Here is a 22493-nt window from a genome sequence, read left to right on the forward strand (position 1 = left end):
GTCCTCACAGGTTCCGCTCGGCGTAGATCTTCATAGCGTCGCGGACCAGTTCGGCGGTGCCGGCGCCGTGCCGGTCGTAGTTCTGCGTGAACCGGGGGTCGGCGACGTACATCTCGCCCAGGCCCACGAAGTAGGGCTTGGTCACGGTCGCCGCCGCCCCGATCCACTCGTGCAGACGCTGGGTGATCGCCTGCACCACGTCGCTGTCCGGCGCCAGCCCGGCCTGGTGCGCGCGGCCGAAGTCGGCCGCGATGTCCAGCTGCCGCTGCTGGTGGGCGCGCTTGTCCTCGTCGGACAGCGAGCCCCACCACTGGTCGCCCTTGTCGTAGGCGTCCTTGCCCCACCGCTCGACCACCTCGTCCTTGAACTGGGTGTGGTCGAAGCCGTCGAACACCTCCTCGGCCATCAGCTGCTGGCCCCCTTCCGTCTTCTCCAACGTCGTCCGCACCGAAGCGATCTGGCGGGTGATCCGCTGCCGCTCCTGCTCGAGCAGGTCGAGATGGGTGCGCAGCGCGGCCGCGGTGTCCCGCTGACCGGCCAGCACCTCGGCGATGGCGGGCAGTCCCAGCCCCAGCTCCCGCAGCAGCAGGATCCGCTGCAACCGCACCAGCGCGTCCTGGTCGTAGTAGCGGTAGCCGTTGCTGCCGACGCGACTGGGCGCGAGCAGCCCGATCTCGCCGTAGTGGCGCAGGGTCCGGCTGGTGGTGCCGGCCGAGCGGGCGATGTCCTGGATCGACCACTCCACCGCTGCCCTCCTGATCTCGTTCGGTGAAACCACGGTAGAAGTTGACGCAACGTCAATGTCAAACAGTCAGGCGCGGGGTAGCAGGCCGAGCGCCTGCGCCCGCAGCACGCTGGTGAGCCGGTCGGAAGTGCCGAGCTTCCGGTAGGCGTTCTCCAGGTGCTTCTGCACGGTCCCGGTCGCGATGCCCAGCCGCCGGGCGATGGCCTCGGCGGTGAGCGACTCGGCGGCCAGCGCGAGCACGGTGAGCTCGCGCGGCGTCAGCAGGACCTGCACCGCGGGCTCCAACCGGCCCGCGATGCGTTCGAACAGTGCCGCCCCGCACTCGCGGAACAGCGCGTTGGCCAGGTCGCCCTCGACCCGCGCGGCCTTGGCCTTGCCGGCGGCGGCCAGCGCCCCGGCGGCGACCAGCCGGGCCCGGCCCGAATCCACCCGGTCACCCATGTGAGCGAACTTCTCGGCCGCGGCGACCGCCTCCTCGGCGGCCTCCAGCGGTGCGGTGGCCCGCAGCGCGTGCGCCCGCGCGAGTCGCGCGAACGCCAGCGGGAGCTGCCGTCCGAGCGTGACGGCGACCTTCTGTGCGAGGTCGGCCCAGCGCAGGGCGTCCTCGGGGCGGCGGCACTCGGCCTCGGCCTCCGCCAACAGCTGTAGGTAACTCACACGGGTGACAGGCTCGAAGCCCGACAGATCCTCGTCGCCGCCGGCTCGGCGCAGCAGCGCGACCGCGCCCTCGGCGTCGCCGGCGTACATCCTGGCCTGGGCGAGCATGCCGTGCGCCACACCGGAGAACCAGTCGCGAACCGGGCCGGCCAGCCGCACCGCCTCGGTGCCGAGCCGGACGCCCTCGTCCACGTCGCCCATCCACGTGACGATCCACGACTGCTGCGCCAGCGCCATCGTCCGCAGCTCGTCGCTGCGGGTCAGCAGCGCGGCCTCGGCGGCGTCGTCGAAACACGCGGCGGCCTCGCGAAGCTGTCCGCGTAGGCCGTACGCCGTGCCCTGGCCGATCTGGAGGTAGGTCACCAGGTGGTTCTGCCCGGACACGCGGGCCAGCTGCATGCCGCGCGCGAGGTGGCGGATCGAGCCGTCCCACCGCTCGTAGACGAGTTCGTTCCAGCCGAGCGCGACCGCCGCCTCCAGGTGCCGGACAAGATCGTTGTCCAGCAACGAGTCCACCATCGCGGTCGACTCGTCCAGCAGCGCCAGCACCTCGTCGTCCACCACGCCCTTGATGTACGCGTGCTGCACGCAGGCGCCGATCGTCGCGGCGAGCAGCGGGCCGTCGCCGACGCGGCGCGCGGTCGCCAGCGCCTCGCGGGCCCAGTCCCGCACGTCCGCGAAGTTGCCGCCGACCAGTCCGCCGTTGGCCAGTTCCAGTTTGAGCACCGCGGCGGCCGCGCTGTCCGGATCGGACAGTCCGTTCAGCTCACCCAGTACCAACGCCTGCGCCTCCGCGTGTCGGCCGAGCAGCCGCTCGATCTGCGCGCAGAAGCCGACCACCTGGGCGCGCGGCACCGCCGGCTCGGCCGGCATCAGCCCCAGCACCTCGTGCAGCACCTCGCGGCTGCGCTGCAACTCGCCGGTGACACCGAGGGCCTTGGCCAGCATTCCCAGCAGCCCCAGTCGCATCTGCTCCTCGGCGGGGTCGGCCGGCAGCAGGCGCAGCGCCGCGTCGAGCCAGTGCGCCGCCGTGGACGGAGCAGTGTTCATGTATGCGACGGCTGCTTCGACAAGCGTGTCGACGGCCGCCTTGTCGCCGTGCGCCGCGGACTGCTCGACGTGGTGCGCCCGAATGGTCGCCGGGGCCCTGCTGGCGGCCAGCGCGGCGGCGGTGCGGGCGTGCGCGGCGAACCGCCAGCCGCTGCCGATGCCTTGGTATACCACGCTTCGGAGCAGGGGATGCCGGTAGCGGACGCCGCCCGAGGTCCCCAGTGGACGAAGAAGATCACGCTCGGTCAGGCGGTCCAGCGCGGCCAGCGTGTCGGCCAGCGGCAGGTCCGCGGCTACGGCCACCAGCGCCGGCTCGGCGACGTCCGCGACGACGGCGACCGCCCGCGCCACCTGAAGATCGATGTGGCCGAGAGTGGCCAGCTCCGCCGCCAGCGCGGTGTGGCCGTCCGCGTCCGGGTGGCGGGCGAGCGCCTCCAGATACAGCGGGTTGCCGGCGGCCGCGTCGTACCGTGTCCGATCCAGATCGTCGCCGACGAGTTCACGCGCCTCGTCGAACGTGAGCGCGCCCAGCGAGATCTCCTCCACGCCGTCGGACAGCGCGGCCGACAGCCGCGGCGGAGCCTGGCGTGGTCGGTACGCGGCGACGACCACCACGCGGGCCCGGGGCGGGTGCCGGACCAGGTGGTCCAGCAGCTCCAGCGAGGCGTCGTCGGCCCAGTGCACGTCGTCCAGCAGCAGCACGAGTCCGGCGGGCGCGGCCAGTTCCACCAGCCTGGCGCGGATCGCCCGGTGCACCCGGTAGCGCTCGACGTCGATGGCATCGGTATCGATCGAGTCGGCGACGTCCACCGTGGACAGACCGTCCCCGGACAGCAGCCCGAACGGCACGTGCCGTTCGAACTCGCTGGCGCGGCCGGCCAGCACGGCCACGCCGGCATCGCGGGCCTGCGCGGCGAACTCGGCCAGCAGGCGGGTCTTGCCCACGCCCGGCTCGCCGGTCACCCGGACGAACCGAGCGGTGCCGAGACCGGGGGCGAACAGCTTGCCCCGCAACAGATCCAGTTCGTGCCGACGACCCACGAACGGCGTCCCGATCACCACGAAAACGACGCTATCGGGGACCGTCCAATCTGGTACCGCCGGAAAGAGTGATCTTGAAACGGCCATTGTGTCCAATGTGGCTGACCTGCGCGGCAACCGAATGTGAGCGTTTTCCCGGCGGCGTTGTGTCAGCCGCCCTCCGTTGCTGTGCGTGCAACTTGCGTTCAGTCGCCGTGAAAACTCACCCGTACCGGTTGACCTGCCGGCACCAGTGCGGCGTGGCGAACGGGTCAACCCGTTGGGCTGAGTGACCATCGAGGGCATGAAGCTCACCGGACTGCTGTCGCGGACACACGAAGTGCTGCCGGGCGTCACGGGAGTGGCCAGGGTCGACCGCCGCACCGACGACCTGCTGCGCAGGCTCAGCCCCGGCGACGTCGCCGTGCTCGACGCGCTCGACCTGGACCGCCGCACCGCCGAGGCGCTGCTCGCCGCCGAGGTGGTCGGCGTCGTCAACGCCTCGCCCTCGATCTCCGGCCGGTTCCCCAACCTCGGCCCCGAAGTGCTGCTGCACGCGGGCATCCCGCTCATCGACGACGTCGGCTCCGGCGTGCTGACCGCGATCAAGGACGGCACCAAGCTCCGGCTGCACGAGGGCGTGGTCTTCCACAACGAGCGCGAGCTCGCCCGCGGCGTCCAGCAGACCCCGGAATCGGTTGCCGACCAGCTGATCGAGGCCAAGGCCGGGATGTCGGCCCAGCTGGAGGCGTTCTCCGCCAACACGATCGAGTTCCTGCGCCGCGAGCGCGGGCTGGTGCTCGACGGCCACGGCGTGCCCGAGCTGTACGTGCCGATGCGCGGCCGGCAGGCGCTGGTCGTCGCGCCCGGCCTCGGGCACATGGAGGACCTGCGCCGGTTGCGCAAGTACATCAAGGAGTTCCGGCCCGTGCTGATCGGCGTGGACGCCGGCGCGGACACGCTGATGGACGCCGGCCTCACGCCGGCCGTGATCGTCGGCGACCCGGACGGCATCACCACCGAGGCGCTGCGCGCCGCCACCGAGGTGGTGCTGCCGGCGCAGCCCGACGGGCACGCGCCGGGGCTGGAGCGGATCCAGGACCTCGGCATCGGCGCGGTGACCTTCCCCGCGTCGGCCAACGCCGAGGACCTCGCGCTGCTGCTGGCCGAGGCGCACGGCTCCAGCCTGGTGGTCACCGTCGGCTTCCAGGCGACGCTGCGGGAGTTCCTGGACCGCGGCACCGGCGGGTCGATCCCGTCCACCTTCCTCACCCGGCTGAAGCTGGGCAGCAAGCTGGTCGACTCGCACGCGGTCGCCGAGCTGCACCGGTCCCGGGTGTCCGCGGGCATCGTGCTGCTGCTGGTGCTCGCCGTGGCCGCGGTGGTCGCGGTCGCGCTGCTCGTGTCCGACGTCGGCAGCGTCTACCCGGCGCTGCTGTCCGGCGCGTGGCACAACTTCGTCGGCTGGCTTGGGGGCCTCGTCTCGTGATCTCGTTGCGTAACCACGTCATCTCCATCGCCGCGGTGTTCCTCGCGCTCGCCGTCGGCGTCGTGCTCGGCTCCACGTCGCTGAGCAACCGGGTGCTCGGCGGCCTCGCCGACGACCGGGCCAACCTGAGCAAGCAGGTGTCCGACCTCCAGTCCAAGCAGACCGACCTGAGCGGCCGGCTCACCGACGCGGACCGCTACGCGCTGGCGACCGGCCCGCTGGCCGTGCACGGCGCGCTGGACGGCAAGTCGGTGGTGCTGATCACCACCGCGGACGCCAAGCCGACCGACCGGGACGGCGTCGCCGCGCTGCTGCGGGCCGCCGGCGCGAACGTCACCGGCGAGTTGCAGCTCACCGACGCGTTCACCGACCCGACGAAGTCCGACCAGCTCCGGTCGCTGGTGGCCCGGCTGCTGCCGGCCGGCGTGCAGCTGCCGACCGCCGCCGACCCGGGCACCCTTGCCGGCGGGCTGATCGGCCCGCTGCTGCTGCTCGACAAGACCACCGGCAAGCCGCAGGCGTCGCCGGACGAGACCGCCGCCGCGCTGACCGGCCTGGCCAGCGGCGGCTACGTCCGCCAGGGCCAGGGCCTGCACGCCGCGCAGCTGGCGCTGGTGCTCACCGGCGGTTCCGTCGGCGGCGACGCGGCCGCCGACCGGGCGGCGGTGATCGCCCGCTTCGCCACGCAGGTGCAGCGCTCCGGCGGCGGCACGGTGCTGGCCGGCCGCACCGGTTCCGCCGACAACTTCGGGCCGCTGGCCGTCGTCCGCGCCGACGGCTCGGTGCTGTCCACGGTGGACGACGTCGACAACGCCGCGGGCCAGGTCGTGACGGTGCTCGCGCTGCGGGACGCGGCCGCCGGCAAGACCGGCGCGTACGGCACCGCGGGCAACGCGCAGGCCCCCGCACCCGCTGCGCCGGCGGGCTGAGGTGCTACTGTGAAATCCCGTGGAAAGGCAGGTCGGCCCAGCCGGCGGCCTACGTTCGGACCAGTCACCACGGGAGACCCCCTTGTCACAGTCACGCCTGACCAAGCACGTCTTCGTGACGGGAGGTGTGGCCTCCTCGCTGGGCAAGGGGCTCACCGCCTCCAGCCTCGGCCAGCTGCTCACCGCGCGTGGCCTGCGGGTCACGATGCAGAAGCTGGACCCGTACCTCAACGTCGACCCGGGCACGATGAACCCGTTCCAGCACGGCGAGGTGTTCGTCACCGAGGACGGCGCCGAGACCGACCTGGACATCGGCCACTACGAGCGGTTCCTGGACCGTGACCTGTCCGGCTCGGCCAACGTCACCACCGGGCAGGTCTACTCGGCGGTGATCGCCAAGGAGCGCCGCGGCGAGTACCTCGGCGACACGGTGCAGGTCATCCCGCACATCACCGACGAGATCAAGTCGCGGATCCGGGCGATGGCCGACCCGGACGAGAACGGCGTCGCCCCGGATGTGGTGATCACCGAGGTCGGCGGCACCGTCGGCGACATCGAGTCGCTGCCGTTCCTGGAGGCCGCCCGCCAGGTCCGCCACGACGTGGGCCGGGACAACTGCTTCTTCCTGCACGTGTCGCTGGTGCCGTACCTGGCGCCGTCCGGCGAGCTGAAGACCAAGCCCACCCAGCACTCGGTGGCCGCGCTGCGCAACATCGGCATCCAGCCCGACGCCATCGTGTGCCGGGCCGACCGGGAGATCCCCGACGGCCTCAAGCGCAAGATCGCCCTGATGTGCGACGTCGACGTCGACGCCGTGGTGGCCGCGCCGGACGCGCCGTCGATCTACGACATCCCCAAGGTGCTGCACGCCGAGGGCCTGGACGCGTACGTGGTGCGCCGGCTCGACCTGCCGTTCCGGGACGTGTCCTGGACCGTGTGGGGCGACCTGCTGGACCGGGTGCACAACCCCAGCGACCGGGCCCGGATCGCGTTGGTGGGCAAGTACGTCGACCTGCCCGACGCGTACCTGTCGGTGACCGAGGCGCTGCGCGCCGGCGGCTTCGCGCACCGCGCCAAGGTCGAGATCGTCTGGGTTCCCTCGGACGAGTGCGAGACCGAGGTCGGCGCGGCCCACGCGCTGTCCGGTGTGGACGGTGTGCTGGTGCCCGGCGGCTTCGGCGTGCGGGGCATCGAGGGCAAGATCGGCGCCATCCGCTACGCCCGCACCCGCGGCATCCCGACCCTCGGCCTGTGCCTGGGCCTGCAGTGCATGGTGATCGACGCCGCGCGCGGGCTGGCCGGGATCGCCGACGCCAACTCCGACGAGTTCGGCGAGCCCACCAAGAACCCGGTGATCTCCACCATGGCCGACCAGACCGACGTCGTCGCCGGCGAGCGGGACATGGGCGGCACCATGCGGCTCGGGGCGTACCCGGCGAAGCTGCTGCCGGGGTCGCAGGCGGCCAAGGCGTACGGCACCACCGAGGTGTCCGAGCGGCATCGGCACCGCTACGAGGTGAACAACGCCTACCGGGCCCGGTTGAGCAAGGCGGGGCTGGTGTTCTCCGGCACGTCGCCGGACGGGCACCTGGTCGAGTTCGTGGAGCTGCCCGCCGACAAGCACCCCTTCTTCGTCGGCACCCAGGCGCACCCGGAGCTGAAGTCCCGGCCGACCCGGCCGCATCCGCTGTTCGCCGCGTTCATCCGTGCGGCGCTGGACTACGTCGCCGCGGAGCGGCTGCCCGTCGAGCTGGCCGAGGTGAACGCGTGAACGACCAGTCCCACGTGTTCGATGTCGCTTCCAGCAAGGACATCTACATAGGGCGCGTGATCGCGCTGAGGTCCGACGCGGTGGTGATGCCCGGCGGCAACACGGCGATCCGTGAGGTCGTCGAGCACCTGGGCGCGGTTGCCGTGCTGGCGCTGGATTCCGACGAGCAGGTGACGTTGATCCACCAGTACCGGCACCCGCTGGGGCGTCGGATCTGGGAGCTGCCGGCGGGTCTGCTGGATGTGGTCGGCGAGGAGCCGGTGCTCGCGGCGCAGCGGGAGCTGGCCGAGGAGACCGGCCTCGCGGCGGCGTCGTGGGTGACGCTCGTGGACGTGGCCGCGTCGCCGGGCTTCACCGACGAGGTGGTGCGGGTGTTCCTCGCGCGGGACCTGTCCGATGTGGGGCGCGAGATCCCCGACGGCGACGAGGAAACCGACCTCGTTTCGCGGAAGTTCCCGCTGTCGGAGGCGGTGCGCATGGCGTTGGCCGGCGAGATCGTCAACGGCGCTTCGGTGGGCGGAATCCTGGCGGCGCATGCCGTGCTGTCCGGAGCGGCGGAGGCGCGCCCCGCCGAGACCCCCTGGCAGGACCGCCCGACCCGCTTCGCCGCCCGCTGACCCCCGCGAGTCCAACGAACCCCCGCGAGTCGCGCTCTGGGACACACCGAATGTTGACTTCGGGCGGAAACGAGCTTCAAGGCTCAGTTCTGCACGAGACCTACATTCGGTGTGTCTGTGAGCGCGACTCGCGGGGGTTTGGTCAGCGGTAGGGGGTCCAGCGGGTGGTGGTGTCGCCGGTGCGGATGGAGTGCAGGCGGCGGCGGAGTTCGGTGCGGGCGTCGGTGTCGAGGGCGATGGGCAGGCCGACCGCCGCCAGCTTCAGCTCACGGAGTTCCCGCAGCACGGGGAATCCCGGCCACCGCGTGACGTCGAAGCCGTAGGCGTCGGCGAGCTGCTGGTGGTGGTCGGTGCGGTGCTGGAACCGCAGCTGCCGCACGGCCACCGGCACCAGATCCCATTCACGGGGACCCACACAGGCTGTGTCGAGGTCGCACCAGATGGTGCCGCCGGGGGTGGCGATGAGGTTCCCGACCTGGGCGTCGCCGTGGATGACGCTCTCCGGCAGCTGGAACCGCACGGTCGCCAGCGCGGTCTCGATGGCGTCGCAGCGGCGGGCCAGCAGGTCCAGGTCGGCGCAGGGCCAGCCGCGTGTGCGGGCGTCGTGGATCCGGGTCCGCAGGTCGGTGACGGGATCCCAGCGTGGCAGGGCGGCGCCGGCGGCCGGCACACGGTGCAGCCGCCGCAGCAGTCTGGCCAGCTCGACGTTGGTGGGGACGCGGCCCGTGTCGGCGGCCCGCATCCAGAACGTGATGACGTGCTCGCCGACGTGCACGATCTGCGGCACGCCCCGGGCCGGCTGCACCACGGGCACCCGGTGCCGGTCCAGCAGCCGCGCGGCCTCCACGGCGGCCAGCGCCCGCCGGCGCAGGCCGGGCGTGAGCGTGATGCGCACGATGATCGGATGTCGTTCCAGCCGATAGACGGCGTTGTTGACACAGCGCACGAGCCGGGCGTCGGAGTCGTCCAGCCCGACGGTCCGACAGGCGCGCGCCAGCACCGACCTGATGTTCCCGAACTCGCCTGTGAGCATCTGTCCCCTTCCGCCGGACAATGGGTACCCCCGGCGCGGGGACTCGACGCGTTTCGACGATACCTACGCTGTCGACGAGGCTGTAGTGGCCGCTGTTACGGTGACCCGGACCGAGGCCGAAATGCCCTCCCGGCCTGGCGCACCAGGTGGTACGGCTGCACGAGGGGGCCCGACGGCCGGGGATGGTGGCAGGTGGAGGACGGCCGGGCGCGTGAGGTCACCTCGTCCATCAACAAGATGGCCCAGGACGAGGGGGCCCGGGTCGCCGTGCGCCACGTCTGCCAGGCCTGCGCCCAGCGGATGCGGGCCGTCGGCGTCGTCCAGTACGTGGTCTCCGACCTGGGTCAGGGCGAGCCCGTCTACGCCACCGACCTGGCCGCCGAGCAGATCGCGGAACTCCAGGTGACGCTGGGCGAGGGCCCGGCGGTGGACACGCTGAGCGAGGAACGCCCGATGGTGGCCATCGACCTGACCACCGGCTCGCGCTGGCCGATGTTCTCGCAGGCGGCGGTGGAGGCGGGCGTGCGGGCGGTGTTCGCGTTCCCGTTGCAGATGGGCTCGATCGCGGTCGGCGTGCTGGAGGTCTACCGGTCCGAGCCGGGCGACCTGACCACCGTCGAGTACCGGGACGCGCTGCTCTACGCCGACGCCGCGATGGCCTTGCTGCTGGAACACGTCAACGACGAGCCCAGCACCCAGGAGCACGACCTGTTCGCGGGCGGCTTCGGCAGCCGCTGGGACATCGTGCACCAGGCCACCGGCGTGGTCTCGGTGCAGCTGCGCAGCGGCCTGAGCGAGGCATTCCTCCGCCTGCGGGGCCACGCCTTCCTGACCGGGCGCGGCCTCGCCGACGTCGCGGAGGACGTGATCGAGGGGCGGCTCCGCTTCGAGCCCGACGACGTCTAGACGCGGTCCAGATACACCACCGGGATGCGGCGGCTCGTCTTCTGCTCGTACTCGGCGAAGCCCGGCATGACCGAGACCGCGTTGGCGTACAGGCGGTCGCGCTCGGCGTCGTCGTCGACGGAGGTGGCCCGCGCCTGGTACTTGTCCGTGCCGACCTCCACGGTGAGATCGGGGTTGGCGACCAAGTTGTGGTACCAGGCCGGGTGCTTGGGTGCGCCGGCGGCCGACGCGATGACGTAGATCCGGTCGCCGTCGTGGAAATAGACGACCGGGTTGGTGTGCGGCTTGCCGCTCTTGGCGCCGGTGGTGGTCATCAGCACCAGCTCCGCGCCCTCGAAGGGGCCGCCGACCTTGCCGCCGTTGGCCCGAAATTCCTCGATCACCTGGGTGTTGAAGTCAGTCATGCCCGGAACAACACCTCCGGTGGCCGATTGATGCCCCCCGATCGGGGGGATTGTCGACCGGATCTGCGGGCGTACCGTGCGTGACAGCCGGGACGCGGCTGGTGATCGACCTCGGGGGAGGCGCGCATGGCCCGGTTCGGTGATGTCTTCGCCAACCGCGAGTACCGGGCTCTGCTGTCGGCGTACACGATCTCCATGGCCGGCGACCAGTTCGCCCGGGTCGCGGTGTCGGTGCTGGTGTTCGACCGCACGAGGTCGCCCGCGCTGACCGCGTTGACCTACGCCCTGACGTTCCTGCCCGACCTGCTCGGCGGGCCGCTGCTGGCCGGCATCGCCGACCGGTGTCCGCGCCGGACCGTGATGATCACCGCCGACGTGCTGCGGGCCGTGCTGGTCGTGATCATGGCGATGCCCGGCACCACGTTCCTGGGGCTCGCCGGGTTGCTGGTGGTCGTGCAGCTGGCCGCGTCGCCGTCGAACGCGGCGCGGGGCGCCCTGCTGCCGCAGATCCTCACCGACGAGGAGTACCCGATCGGCCAGGCCGGGCTGTCCTCGGCCGGGCAGGCGGCACAGGTGGCGGGCTTCGCCGGCGGCGGCGCATTGATCCTCGCCATCGGCACGAGTGGGGTCCTGCTTGCGGATGCCGCCACTTTTGCCGCATCCGCTGCACTCGCGCTGCTCGGTATCCGGCATCGGGACGCCGCCGCGACCTCCACCGACCTCGTGAAGCGGAGCTGGGGCAGCGACCTCGTCGCCGGGTTCCGGCTCGTCGCGACCACGCCGCAGCTGCGGGCGTTGATCGCGTTCGCCTGCGTGTCCGGCATCTACATCGCGGGGGAGGCGCTGGCCGCCCCGTACGCGGCGGAGCTGGGCGGCGGGCCCACGTTGGTCGGGCTGCTGTTCGCAGGCTTCGCCGCCGGGGCGGTCGCCGGCATGCTGGTGCTGGCCCGGTTGTCGACCGCGACGCGCCTGCGCGCGCTGCCGATGTTGGCCGTCGGCTCGTGCCTGCCGCTGGTGCTGTGCGCGGTCGATCCGCCGGCGGCGGTCGTGGTGGCGTTGTTCGTGATCAGCGGCTTCGCCAGCGGGTATCAGGTCACCGCCAGCACGACGTTCATGCAGCTGGTGCCCGATGACCGTCGGGGTCAGGCGTTCGGGCTGGCCGTCACCGCGCTGAAGGTGTCGCAGGGCGTCGGCGTCGGGCTCGCCGGACTGGTCGCGGACTGGGTCGGCCCGCACGGGACCGTCGCGCTCGCCGGCGTCATCGGGGTGGCCTTCGCGTCCGGCGTCGGCCTGCTGTGGCGGGCCGCGGGCGGCGGATCGGCCGCGTCCACGACGCGACCGACACCCGCCCCGGAACCTGGTTAGCGACCGTCAGCGCCATTCGCTGGGACGGCCGACGCGGCGCCACTCGGAGGGACGGCCGGTGCGGGGGGACTCGCTGCGCTTGATCATGATGTGCCTCCGTGTGGGCGTGGAGCGTGATTTTCGTTTCCCCCGTGCGGAGCACGACACTGTGTCGATCCCTGATTACAGTGACTGTTTTCCGGGGACGGGGGTGCCGCGACGTGAATCGGGTCGACCCACGCCGCTGGCGTCTATGGTCTCTCCCACGTGGACTTCTCGCGTACGTCGTCGTGGTGGAGGTCGCGACCGTACTCATGCTGGTGACGGCCGCGTCACTGACCCCGATTACGTCCACGTCGTGGCTCTGGTTCGGCCTGTTGCTGGGTGCTTCCGTGATTCACCTCGAAGCCGCCCAGGGAATCGAACGTATTCGCGAAGTCTCAGCCGAGGGCAGCCCGTACACGCATATGCAGAGCGTCTGGTATTTCGCCGGCGTCCTGTTGTTGCCGCTGCCGCTGCTGACCGCGTTGATCATTCTGTCGTTCACCCACGAGTGGTTCCGGGTGTTCCGCGGGCAGGCGATCGCGTACCGGAAGGTCTTCTCCGCGGCGACCGTCGTGCTCGCCGTCGGCGGCGCCCAGCTGGTGCTGGCCGCGTTCTTCCCGGCCGTCGGCCCGCCCTACGCCGCCCAGCTCGGCGGCCCGATCGGGGCGCTCGCCGTGATCGTCGCCGGGCTGGCCTACCGGCTGGTCAACTACGCCCTGGTGGTCGGGGCCATCGTCGCGTCCAACCCCGAGCAGCCGGCCCGCAAGGCCCTCGGCCACGCCTCCGACCAGCTGATCATCGCCGCCAGCGTCGGCCTCGGCTACGCCGTCGGCGTGTTCACCGTGGACCGGCCGTGGTCCATGCCGATCCTGCTGGTCACCGTGCTCGCCCTGCACATGGGGCTGCTGCTGCCGCAGTTCCGGATCGCCGCGCACACCGACTCCCGGACCGGCCTGGTGGACGCCGCCTGGTGGTCCGACCGCGCCGCCGACCAGCTCGACCGGGCGCGGCGGCTGGCCCGGACCGTCGGCGTGCTGATGATCGACCTGGACCACTTCAAGCAGGTCAACGACCGGTACGGGCATCTGGCCGGCGACCAGGTGCTGACCGCCGTCGCCGAGACCGTCAAGCACTCCGTGCGGTCCCTCGACCTCGTCGGGCGGTGGGGCGGCGAGGAGTTCGCCGTGCTGGTGCCGGCCGTCGGCGTCGACGAGCTGCACGCCGCCGCCGAACGCGTGCGGGCCGCCGTGCAGGCGCTGGCCGTGGAGACGTGCGACCTCGAGGGGCGCGGCGTCACCGTCAGCGGGCTGACCGTGTCCGTCGGGGCCGGGCTGTTCCCGGGGACCGCCGTCGAGCTCAGCGACCTGTTGCTCGCCGTCGACGGCGCCCTGTTCCAGGCCAAGCGCCAGGGCCGCAACCGCACCGTGATGACCACCCGCATCGTCGCCGCCCCCGCCGAGGAACCCGCCCGCGAACGCACCGCCTAAGACTTCAGGCGGATGGTGGCGGCGGGGTCGTCGTTGCCGAGGTACCAGAGGTGTCCGGCCGGTGCCGGCGGGTACTCGCCCTCGATGATCCGGATCAGCGCCTCGCCAAGGGTGACGATCCGCTTCGTGCTCACCGCGTTGCCGCCGCGCCAGATCACCGTGGCGTCGTCCAGAACCCGCCACTCGGCCGCCTCGGCCGCGGTGATCACTTCCTTCGTCGCCAACCTGGCGCAGGCGGCGTGTATCAGCGCTATGAACGCCGTCTCGCGGCCGTCGGTCCACTCGTCCAACGGAACCGCGGAGTTCGCGCCGACCACCGCATTCCTTCGCAGCTCCGGCTCCCACTCGGACGGCTCCGCCGCCATCTCGGCGAACAGGACCGACAGGCTGACGTCGTAGACCCAGTACAGGTCGTCGCCGTAGTCCACCGGCACCGTGCGACTCACCCCCGAAACCTACCCCCGGCGAGTCACGCTTGGCGTCAGGGCGAAATGCGGTGTCGTGCAGAACTGAGACCTGAGGCTCGTTTCTGCCTGAAACCGCATTTCGGTGTGTCTGTGAGCGCGACTCGCGGGGGTCAGAAGCTGACTACGCGGTTGCGGCCGCTGTTCTTGGCGCTGTACAGGGCGGTGTCGGCGGCGTGCAGGAGGCGGTCGACGACCGTGCCGGCGGTGGGGTACATGGCGACGCCGATCGACACCGACAGGTCCTTGATCACCCGGCCGTCGTCGGCGAAGTCGACGGGCACCACCAGTTCGCTCACCGCGTGCCGGATGCGCTCCGCCACCGTCACCACGTGCGCCTCGCCGACCCCCGGCAGCAGCACCACGAACTCCTCGCCGCCGAACCGCCCGACGGAGTCGTACGAGCGGACCTGCGCCGTGATCGTGTCGGCCACCGCCTTCAGCGCCAGGTCGCCGGCCAGATGCCCGTACGTGTCGTTGACCTGCTTGAAGTGGTCCAGGTCGACCATCAGCACACCGGTCGTCTCGTTGGTGCGGCCGGCGCGGGCCAGCTCGCTGGTGGCCAGGTTGTGCCACCCGAGCGTGTTGAACAGCCCCGTCTTCTCGTCCTTGGTGGCCGCGACCTCCAACTGCCTGACCAGCACGCCGCGGTGCAGCACGAGCAGCGGCGGCACCACCATCACCACCAGCACCGGCTGCGTCGCCATGGCCAGCGCGGTCAGCGTGCCCAGGCACAGCGTCGCCAGCTCGACCAGGTTGTCCGCCCAGCCGCCGAACAGCTCCCGGATGGAGCGGCGCGTCATGTTCAGGGCGCCGAGGATCAGCAGCGCGTTCGCGACGAAGTACGCCGCCACCGTGCCGGCGATCGCCCCCACGCCGAGCCACCCCTGCGTCAGTGCGTCGCCGATTCCGGTCACGCCGAACAGGCCCAGCACCAGCCGCGCCACGTAGCAGGTCAGCACCACCACCGACGCGTTGATCACGCTGCGGAACGCCGGCACCCGCTGGAGCCGGTACCAGCTGCGCAGCGCCAGGTGCGTGTACAGGATCGCGACCAGGGCCGCCACCAGCGCCGGCGGCAGCAGCAGGACGCCCGCGAACGTCCACACCGACGTCATGTTGATGTGCGGCGTGCCGTTCACCCGCCGGCGGACCCGCTCGACCTGCCGGCCCAGCTCCGACTGCGTGATGCCCAGGACGGCCAGGGCCAGCGTCACCAGCACGTCTTTAGCGCCGGGTTGAACCCAGGCGGCCGCCAGCACCGTACTTCCGACCGCGACGGCCTCGGTGACCAGACAGAACGCGATCAGCCGCGGCCGCTGCCGCCACAGAGTCCATCGACCGGGAGTGACCAGGAGGTCACGGACGTGCACCGAGGAGCCAATGCCCGGCCCGGTGTCGTTCATAATCGTGCTCCGGCACTCCCTGCGGTGACTGTCCTGACCCGGTCAGCCAATCACACCGAGCGAGCCAGGTCAGCCACCGTGACCTGGATGGATCAGCGAGGGGAGGTGCAGCCGCCATGAGCAACCGCGACAGCTGAGCCTCCCCGCAGGCACCTGGCAAAACGGTGGCCGTCGACATTTTCGATCTCACCCGTGTTGTCGGCGGCCACCAGCAGTTCGTTAGCCCGGGCCGGGGCTTGATCGCGGGGCTAGGCTACGGCGTGAGCTGCCCTGGAATGAGGTGAACTCCCGCTGAGCGCGCCGCACGTCACCGACATACCCGTGGCACTCCGAGAGGCCGCTGCGGGCTACCTGGATCACCTGGCGGTCGAGCGCGGCACGGCCCGCAACACGCTCGACTCCTACAAGCGCGACCTGCGCCGGTACAGCGAACACCTGGCCCGCGCGGGCGTGGCGTCGCTGGCGGACGTCACGGAGCCGCACGTGACGGAATTCCTGGCGGCGCTGCGCGAGGGCGACTCGGACCACCCGCCGCTGGCGGCCTCGTCGGCGGCACGGGCGGTGGTTGCGGTGCGGGGCCTGCACAAGTTCGCCTTCCGCGAGGGCCTGGCGCAGCAGGATCCGGCCCGTGAGGTGCACCCGCCGGTGCCGCCCCGCCGGCTGCCGAAGGCGCTGCCCGTCCACCAGGTGCTGAGGCTGCTGGACACGGCGGCAGGCCAGGACGCCCGTTCGCTACGGGACCGCGCGCTGCTGGAGCTGCTGTACTCCACGGGCGCCCGCATCTCGGAGGCGGTGGGCCTGGACCTGGACGACATCGACCGCGACGAGCGGACGGTGCTGCTGGACGGCAAGGGCGGCAAGCAGCGCCTGGTACCGATCGGGCGACCCGCGCTGGCGGCCGTGGACGCGTACCTGATCCGCGCGCGGCCGGATCTGGCCCGCCACGGACGAGGTACCCCGGCGGTGTTCCTGAACTCGCGCGGTGGCCGGCTGTCGCGACAGAGCGCGTGGCAGGCGCTGAAGACGGCGGCCGATCGGGCGAGCATCGACGTCGAGGTCTCGCCGCACACGCTGCGCCACTCGTTCGCCACCCACCTGTTGGAAGGGGGCGCCGACGTGCGCGTCGTGCAGGAGCTGCTGGGCCACGCCTCGGTGACCACGACCCAGGTGTACACGCTGGTCACGGTGACCACGCTGCGTGAGGTCTACGCCACCGCCCACCCCAGGGCTCTCGCGTAACTTAGGCCATTCGCAGCAATCAGCGCAGTTCAAACGTGCGGTGTCCACACGGCGAGGCGCGTTGCCGCGCTCCCCGCAGCGCCTTACGCTGCGGCTCAAGGAGAGTCAGGTTACGAGGAGACTGGAGCCATGTCGACACCGCAGCCTTCCGGGAACTCCGGGGAGCGGCTCGTTCGTGGACCCTCCGTCGAGCTCAGCCTGGCGCCGCACGCCCGTCCCGAGAACGACGAGCCGGATGTCGCCCGTGACGGCCAGATCGGCCCCACCGGCCGGCCTGTTCGGTACGTGCCGGAGCCCGCGCTGATCGGCGCCCACGGACCCGCCACGGTGTTGGCCGTCTGCAACCAGAAGGGCGGCGTCGGCAAGACCACCTCCACCATCAACCTGGGCGCGGCGCTGACCGAGTACGGCCGCCGCGTGCTGCTGGTGGACTTCGACCCGCAGGGTGCGCTGTCGGTGGGGCTGGGGATCCAGCCCCATCAGCTCGACCGCACCATCTACAACGTGCTGATGGAGCGCGCGGTCGGCATCGAGGACGTGGTGATGCAGACCTGCGTCCCCGACATGGACCTGCTCCCCAGCAACATCGACCTGTCCGCTGCCGAGGTGCAGCTGGTGTCGGAGGTCGGCCGTGAGCACACGCTCGTGCGCACGCTGCGACCCGTGATGGACCACTACGACTACGTGCTCGTGGACTGCCAGCCCTCGCTCGGGCTGCTCACCGTCAACGCGCTGGCCGCGGCCGACGGCGTTTTAATCCCACTGGAGTGCGAGTTCTTCAGCCTGCGCGGCGTCGCGCTGCTGATCGACACCATCGAGAAGGTCAAGGAACGGTTGAACCCCAAGCTTGAGATCACGGGCATCCTCGCCACCATGTACGACCCGCGCACGCTGCACTCGCGGGAGGTGATGGCGCGTGTCGTCGAGGCCTTCGGCGAGACCGTGTTCGACACCGTGATCAATCGGACGGTGCGCTTCCCGGAGACCACGGTCGCCGGCGAGCCGATCACCACCTGGGCGCCGCGCTCGTCGGGCGCCAAGGCCTACCGCGCGCTGGCCCGCGAGGTGATCGCCAGGTGACTCGCCGCGTCCAGCTTCCGGGTGCGGCCGAGTTGTTCCGGTCCACCAGTGTGCCCCGAGCCGGCTTCGTAGCCGACGACCGGTCCGAGCCGGTCGCCGACGGCCCCGTAAGCTCGGCGGGCACCGGTCGTCGCAAGCACGAAGCGAAGATCACGGTCTACCTGTCCGACGAGGAGTTGCTGGCGTTGGAACACGCCCGTCTGGCGTTGCGCGCCGCGCACGGCATCGCCGTGGACCGCGGCCGGGTGGTGCGTGCCGCGATCGCGGCCGTGCTCGAGGACTTCACCACCCACGGCGCCGACTCGCAGCTGGTCAAGGGCATCGCCGGGGATGACTGATGTGGACCCGTCGGTCCCTGCCGATCAGGCCGCGAGTGGCAAGTTCACCGTCCGGCTGAACAACTTCGAGGGCCCGTTCGACCTGCTGCTCCAGCTCATCTCGCAGCACCAGATGGATGTCACCGAGGTGGCGCTGTCGCGCGTCACCGACGACTTCATCGCGCACCTGAAGACCCTCGGCGAGCAGTGGGACCTGGACGAGACCACCGAGTTCCTGGTGATCGCCGCGACCCTGCTCGACCTCAAGGCGGCCCGGCTGCTGCCGGCCGGCGACGTCGAGGACGAGGACGACCTGGCCCTGCTGGAGGCCCGCGACCTGCTGTTCGCGCGGCTGCTCCAGTACCGGGCGTACAAGCAGGTGGCGGCCCTGTTCGGCGAGCTGGAGGCGGGGGCGCTGCGGCGCTACCCGCGGTCGGTGTCGCTGGAGGAGCGCTACACCGCGCTGCTGCCCGAGGTCATGATCGGCATGAGCCCGCAGCGGTTCGCCGAGCTCGCTGCGGCCGTGTTCCGGCCCAAGCCGCCGCCGACGGTGTCGCTCTCACACCTGCACATGGGGGCCGTCTCGGTCCGTGCGCACGCGGCGATCCTGCGGGTGCGGCTGGCCGAGCGGGGTGTCGCGACATTCGGCGAGCTGGTGGCCGACTGCGACAACACGATCGAGGTGGTGGCGCGGTTCCTGGCGCTGCTGGAGCTGTACCGCGAGGCGGCCGTGCTGTTCGAACAGGACGAGGCGCTCGGGGAGCTGACGCTGCGCTGGTCCGGCGGCAGCGTCGAGGAGGCACGGGCGGCGGCCGAGGTGGATCGGGCGTTCGCCGACGAGGAGGAGTACGGGTGACCGAACCCGAGGACGAGCGGCCCGAGGAGCAGTTCGAGGGCCCGGCGGGCGGCGGCGCGGCCAAGCCGCCGCCGGCGGAGCAGGAGCCCGTCGAGGCGGCGGTGCCCGAGCAGGAAGCCGCCGAGCCTGAGGCCGAGCCGGAGCCTGTCGAGTCAGAGACGCCGGCCGAGGCGGAGCCCGAGGCCGCGGAGCCTGCCGAGCCGGAGCCCGAATCCGAGGCCGATGACTCGGACGAGGCACCCGTCGATGTCGCCGCGGTGATGGGGGCGATCCTCGACGAGGCGGCGGCATACCAGGCGACGGCGTCCGAGGACGACGAGGAGGCCCCGGCCTCCACCGGGCCCGACCTGTCCGACGACGCTGTGCTGCACGCCGCGCTGGAGTCGCTGCTGCTGGTGGTCGACTCGCCGGCGGAGGACGAGCTGCTGGCCACCACGCTGGACCAGCCCGTGAAGCGGGTCCGCGAGGCGCTGGAGTCGCTGTCGGCGCGCTACACCGAGGCCGGCAGCGGCATCGACCTGCGGCGGGTCGGCGACGGGTGGCGCATGCACACTCGGGACGTCTACGCGCCGTACGTGGAGAAGCTGCTGCTCGACGGCCAGCGCGCCAAGCTCACCCGGGCCGCGCTGGAGACGCTGGCGGTGATCGCCTACCGTCAGCCGGTCACCCGGTCGAGGGTCGCCGCGGTGCGTGGCGTGAACGTCGACGGTGTGATCCGCACCCTGGTCACCCGGGGCCTGATCGAGGAGACGGGCAACGACCCGGACACGGGTGGCATCCTGTATCGGACCACCGAACTTTTCCTGGAGCGGTTGGGGCTGTCCTCGCTGAAGGATCTGCCGCCGATCGCTCCGCTGCTGCCCGAAGTGGATGCGATCGACGATGTCGGCTAAGAACTCTGATGACGGTGTGCGCCTGCAGAAGGTGCTCTCCCAGGCGGGCGTGGCCTCACGGCGCGCGGCCGAGGAGCTGATCGCGGAGGGCCGGGTCAGCGTCGACGGCAAGGTCGTGCGCGAGATGGGCCGGCGCGTGGACCCGGACACGGCCGTGATCCACGTGGACGGCAGCCGGGTGATCGTCCGTGAGGACACCCTGCACATGGCGCTGAACAAGCCCAAGGGTGTGCACTCGACGATGTCCGACGAGATGGGCCGCCCGTGCGTCGGCGACTACGTGCGCGAGCGCGCGGAGTCCGGCGGCGCGCGGCTGTTCCACGTCGGGCGGCTGGACGTGGAGACCGAGGGCCTGCTGCTGCTGACCAACGACGGCGAGCTGGCGCACCGGCTGATGCACCCGTCCTACCGCGTGCTGAAGACCTACCTGGCCGAGGTGCCCGGGCCGGTCGCCAAGGACGTGGGCAAGCGGCTCAAGGCCGGCATCGAGCTGGAGGACGGGCCGATCAAGGTGGACGCGTTCCGCCTGGTCGACTCGCTGCCCGGCAAGGCGATGGTCGAGGTGGTGCTGCACGAGGGCCGCAAGCACATCGTGCGGCGGCTGCTGGCCGAGGTCGGCTACCCCGTGCAGCGGCTGGTGCGCACCGAGCTGGCCGGGGTGCAGCTGGGCAACCAGCGGCCCGGTTCGCTGCGGCGGCTCACCCGCGCCGAGGTCGGCCTGCTCTACTCGGCCGTCGGCATGTAAGCCACTATCGCTTCAGTAGCGACTGATTTCAGGGGCCCTTTCCGGTGCGGGAAGGGCCCCTGTTTTCGTCGTCGAAGTGGTAGAATCGAACGTGTGAGCGAACCTCCGAACCCCTCGCCCAAGCCGTGGCCGGTGCCTCGGTGACTTCCTTCCCCTAGCTGATGACTTTCGCGATGTCGGGGTGATTTGTGCCGTGAAAGTCATCAGCTAGGCTTACTACTTGTGGGCGATGACGAGCTGGCTGTGGAGGTCCGGGAGGCCGTGTCCCGGCTGGCGCGCCGGCTGCGTCAGGAGCGGCCGCCGCACGAGCTCGGACTGACCTCGTTGTCCGTCCTGTCGCGGCTCTACCGGCTCGGTCCGGCCAGCCCCTCCGCGCTGGCCGCCGCCGAGAACGTGCAGCCGCAGTCCATGACCCGGGCGCTGGCCGTGCTGACCGAGCGCGGGCTCGTCGTCCGCGAACCGCATCCGACCGACCGGCGGCAGACCGTCGTCAGCGTCACCGATGCCGGGCGGGCCGTGCTGGACGAGGACCGCTCGCGGCGCGACGCCTGGCTGGCCGGCGTCATCGCCGACCGGCTCACGCCCGTCGAGCAGGAGTTCCTCCGGGCGGCAGCGAAACTGCTGGAGGTGCTCTCGAGGTGAGCGTCCTCGTTCGTGCCGGTGGGCTGCGGCTGGTGCTGCCCATCGTGCTCGGGACGCTGCTCAACGCCGTCAACTCGTCCATGATCGCCGTGGCGCTGGTGGACATCCAGCACGAGTTCCATGCCGGCGCCGAGGTCGTGTGGCTGGTGTCCGGGTTGTACCTCGCGACCGCCGTCGCGCAGCCCACCATGGGCCGGCTCGCCGACCGTTTCGGGGCGCGGCGGGTCTTCTGCTGGGGGCTCGTGATCGTCATGGCCGCCGCCGTCGGCGCCCCGTTCGCGCCCACCCTCGGCTGGCTCGTCGCCGCCCGCGTGCTGCTCGGCGTCGGCACGTCCGCCGCCTATCCGTCCGGGGTTTCCCTTATCCGGCAAGGCATCGGCGGCGAGGCCACCGGCGCCCTCGGCGCCATCTCCGCCGCCGGCCAGGTCGCCGTCGCGCTGGGGCCGCCGCTGGGCGGTCTGCTGGTGCTGCTCGCCGGCTGGCGGTCGATCTTCTGGGTCAACCTGCCCCTCGCCGCAGCGTCCCTGGTGCTGGTGCTGCTCTGGGTGCCCCGCGACCGTGCCCCACGGTCCACCTCGGCCGGCCTGGACCCGTTGGGAATCCTGCTCTTCGCCGCCGCCATGGTCGGCCTGCTCGTGTTCCTGCTGGACTTCCGCTGGCTGTTCCTGGGTTCGTCGGTGGTGCTGGCGATCTTCCTGCTGTGGTGGGAACTTCGCGTCCCACAGCCGTTCCTCGACGTCCGGATGCTGTGGTCCAATCGGCCGCTGAGCCGCACCTACGGTCGCGTCGCCGTCACCTACGTCGTCTTCTACACCGTCTTCTACGGCGTTCCCCAGTGGCTCGAACAGGGCCGTCAGCTCAGCAGCGCCGTTGCCGGCCTTGTCGTGCTGCCCATCGCCGGCATGGGCATCGTCGCCACAGTGATCGCCACCCGCCGCTCGGGATGGCCCCTGCTCGTCATCGGCTCCGCCGGACTCCTCGTCGGCAGCCTCGTCCTCCTCTTCGTCGGCGCCTCAACCCCCTTGCTGCTGCTGGTGATCGTCTCCGCAGTGCTCGGCATTCCCAACGGCTTCAACAGCCTCGGCAACCAGACGGCCATGTACGCCGCCGCTCCCGACGGTCAGGTCGGCACGGCTTCAGGCTTGTACCGCACGTCCCAGTACGTCGGTGCCAATCTGGCGGCGACGTTGGTGGGGTTGGGGCTCGGCGACCACGCCACCGACGGCGGGCTGCACCTGTTGGCAGCGATCATCTCCGTGATCAGTGCGGGGCTCCTGGCCGCCGCTGTCTTCCGGCTGCGTCACAAGTAATCGGTCGACCTCCGGCGCATTGTTCTGACGGTAACAAGGCGGAA

General features: G+C 71.4%; 21 protein-coding genes. 15 read left to right on the forward strand and 6 right to left on the reverse strand.

Annotation, left to right across the window (positions count from 1 at the left end; translation table 11 throughout):
- Positions 1-4: 4 nt before the first annotated feature.
- Positions 5-745 (reverse strand): MerR family transcriptional regulator, encoded by a 741-nt coding sequence (locus tag BCF44_RS04945; RefSeq protein WP_116172926.1) that lies wholly within the window; start codon positions 743-745, stop codon positions 5-7.
- A 66-nt stretch (positions 746-811) separates the two neighbouring features.
- A complete protein-coding gene (locus tag BCF44_RS04950) occupies positions 812-3514 on the reverse strand; it encodes a helix-turn-helix transcriptional regulator (protein WP_170217344.1) in 2703 nt (900 codons plus the stop codon).
- A 262-nt stretch (positions 3515-3776) separates the two neighbouring features.
- Between BCF44_RS04950 and steA the strand changes: the two genes are divergently transcribed.
- From steA to BCF44_RS04970, 4 genes are all read left to right on the forward strand, one after another.
- Positions 3777-4961, forward strand: coding sequence for a putative cytokinetic ring protein SteA (steA, locus tag BCF44_RS04955; protein WP_116173535.1), 1185 nt, complete (start codon positions 3777-3779; stop codon positions 4959-4961).
- Positions 4958-5890: a copper transporter gene (locus BCF44_RS04960; RefSeq protein ID WP_116172928.1), complete on the forward strand. Its 933-nt coding sequence runs from the start codon at positions 4958-4960 to the stop codon at positions 5888-5890. The genes steA and BCF44_RS04960 overlap by 4 nt, the downstream gene beginning before the upstream one ends.
- Positions 5891-5972: 82 nt before the next feature.
- A complete protein-coding gene (locus BCF44_RS04965; RefSeq protein WP_116172929.1) occupies positions 5973-7661 on the forward strand; it encodes a CTP synthase in 1689 nt (562 codons plus the stop codon).
- The gene (locus BCF44_RS04970) at positions 7658-8278 is read left to right on the forward strand and encodes an NUDIX domain-containing protein (protein ID WP_246014843.1); all 621 of its coding nucleotides are present in this window, start codon (positions 7658-7660) and stop codon (positions 8276-8278) included. Before BCF44_RS04965 ends, BCF44_RS04970 begins: the two co-directional genes overlap by 4 nt.
- A gap of 142 nt (positions 8279-8420) precedes the next feature.
- Here BCF44_RS04970 and BCF44_RS04975 read toward each other — a convergent pair whose 3' ends face one another.
- Complete coding sequence (locus tag BCF44_RS04975; protein WP_116172930.1) at positions 8421-9311, reverse strand: phosphotransferase; 891 nt, start codon at positions 9309-9311, stop codon at positions 8421-8423.
- 192 nt (positions 9312-9503) lie between these two features.
- Between BCF44_RS04975 and BCF44_RS04980 the strand changes: the two genes are divergently transcribed.
- Positions 9504-10217 (forward strand): GAF and ANTAR domain-containing protein, encoded by a 714-nt coding sequence (locus BCF44_RS04980; protein WP_116172931.1) that lies wholly within the window; start codon positions 9504-9506, stop codon positions 10215-10217.
- Here BCF44_RS04980 and BCF44_RS04985 read toward each other — a convergent pair.
- Positions 10214-10621 carry a nitroreductase family deazaflavin-dependent oxidoreductase gene (locus BCF44_RS04985; protein WP_116172932.1) on the reverse strand — a complete coding sequence of 136 codons (408 nt, stop codon included), beginning with the start codon at positions 10619-10621 and terminating at the stop codon, positions 10214-10216. The two genes, BCF44_RS04980 and BCF44_RS04985, sit on opposite strands and share 4 nt — an antisense overlap.
- A gap of 126 nt (positions 10622-10747) precedes the next feature.
- Here BCF44_RS04985 and BCF44_RS04990 point away from each other — a divergent pair, with 126 nt between their 5' ends.
- A complete protein-coding gene (locus BCF44_RS04990; RefSeq protein ID WP_116172933.1) occupies positions 10748-11986 on the forward strand; it encodes an MFS transporter in 1239 nt (412 codons plus the stop codon).
- A gap of 272 nt (positions 11987-12258) precedes the next feature.
- Positions 12259-13497: a GGDEF domain-containing protein gene (locus tag BCF44_RS04995; protein WP_246014844.1), complete on the forward strand. Its 1239-nt coding sequence runs from the start codon at positions 12259-12261 to the stop codon at positions 13495-13497.
- On the opposite strand, the gene BCF44_RS05000 is transcribed toward BCF44_RS04995, so the two are convergent.
- Entirely contained in the window at positions 13494-13943 is a 450-nt protein-coding gene (locus BCF44_RS05000; protein ID WP_116172934.1) for a hypothetical protein, read from the reverse strand. The two genes, BCF44_RS04995 and BCF44_RS05000, sit on opposite strands and share 4 nt — an antisense overlap.
- A gap of 131 nt (positions 13944-14074) precedes the next feature.
- A complete protein-coding gene (locus BCF44_RS05005) occupies positions 14075-15367 on the reverse strand; it encodes a GGDEF domain-containing protein (RefSeq protein ID WP_116172935.1) in 1293 nt (430 codons plus the stop codon).
- A 321-nt stretch (positions 15368-15688) separates the two neighbouring features.
- On the opposite strand from BCF44_RS05005, the gene xerD reads away from it, so the two are divergent.
- The 8 genes from xerD (at position 15689) to BCF44_RS05045 (ending at position 22449) form a co-directional block, all read left to right on the forward strand.
- Complete coding sequence (gene xerD / locus BCF44_RS05010; RefSeq protein ID WP_246014845.1) at positions 15689-16606, forward strand: site-specific tyrosine recombinase XerD; 918 nt, start codon at positions 15689-15691, stop codon at positions 16604-16606.
- 129 nt (positions 16607-16735) lie between these two features.
- Entirely contained in the window at positions 16736-17686 is a 951-nt protein-coding gene (locus BCF44_RS05015) for a ParA family protein (protein ID WP_116172937.1), read from the forward strand.
- Positions 17683-18024, forward strand: coding sequence for a hypothetical protein (locus BCF44_RS05020; protein ID WP_116172938.1), 342 nt, complete (start codon positions 17683-17685; stop codon positions 18022-18024). The genes BCF44_RS05015 and BCF44_RS05020 overlap by 4 nt, the downstream gene beginning before the upstream one ends.
- The gene (locus BCF44_RS05025) at positions 18017-18859 is read left to right on the forward strand and encodes a segregation and condensation protein A (RefSeq protein WP_116172939.1); all 843 of its coding nucleotides are present in this window, start codon (positions 18017-18019) and stop codon (positions 18857-18859) included. Before BCF44_RS05020 ends, BCF44_RS05025 begins: the two co-directional genes overlap by 8 nt.
- Positions 18856-19752: an SMC-Scp complex subunit ScpB gene (gene scpB / locus BCF44_RS05030; protein WP_379800672.1), complete on the forward strand. Its 897-nt coding sequence runs from the start codon at positions 18856-18858 to the stop codon at positions 19750-19752. Before BCF44_RS05025 ends, scpB begins: the two co-directional genes overlap by 4 nt.
- A complete protein-coding gene (locus BCF44_RS05035) occupies positions 19742-20497 on the forward strand; it encodes a pseudouridine synthase (RefSeq protein WP_116172940.1) in 756 nt (251 codons plus the stop codon). Before scpB ends, BCF44_RS05035 begins: the two co-directional genes overlap by 11 nt.
- 222 nt (positions 20498-20719) lie before the next feature.
- Positions 20720-21139: a MarR family winged helix-turn-helix transcriptional regulator gene (locus tag BCF44_RS05040; RefSeq protein WP_211352896.1), complete on the forward strand. Its 420-nt coding sequence runs from the start codon at positions 20720-20722 to the stop codon at positions 21137-21139.
- On the forward strand, positions 21136-22449 hold the full coding sequence (locus tag BCF44_RS05045; protein WP_246014846.1) for an MFS transporter: 1314 nt from the start codon (positions 21136-21138) through the stop codon (positions 22447-22449). The genes BCF44_RS05040 and BCF44_RS05045 overlap by 4 nt, the downstream gene beginning before the upstream one ends.
- Positions 22450-22493: the final 44 nt, after the last annotated feature.

Source organism: Kutzneria buriramensis, assembly GCF_003387475.1.
GTDB classification, from domain to species: Bacteria; Actinomycetota; Actinomycetes; order Mycobacteriales; family Pseudonocardiaceae; genus Kutzneria; species Kutzneria buriramensis.